This window comes from Pseudomonas sp. BJa5 (genome assembly GCF_030272875.2).
GTDB lineage: Bacteria > Pseudomonadota > Gammaproteobacteria > Pseudomonadales > Pseudomonadaceae > Aquipseudomonas.
In genome coordinates, this window is record NZ_JALRNG020000107.1 from 1 (window position 1) to 323 (window position 323).

The 323-nt window shown below is 61.9% G+C and carries 1 protein-coding gene; it reads right to left on the reverse strand.

What is annotated here, in order from left to right:
- The coding region (locus M2D63_RS25615; protein ID WP_285865875.1) for an immunoglobulin-like domain-containing protein at positions 1–323 on the reverse strand (323 nt) is incomplete at both ends.

Consider the following 323-nt stretch of genomic DNA (forward strand, 5'->3'; position numbering starts at 1 on the left):
GTGATCACACCACCTTCGCCGATAGTGCTGACATCGGCGGTCAATTTGACGGTCGACGGGTCGATGGTGTCGTTGACCTCGGTGACGGCTGGAGTGTTATCCACCGCCAGGTTCTCGAAGTCGCCACCGGACGTACCGGTGATCGTCGCTTCGACCTGGCCGGCATCGATGTACACATCGTCATCCGGTGCCGCGACAGTCACGCTGCCGCTGGTTTCGCCTGCAGCGATGGTGATGCTCTCACCGTTGCTGAGGGTGATGGTCATGGCGGTGCCAGCCGGGTTGGTCAGCGTCGCGGTGTAGGTGATCTCGCCGCCTTCGTT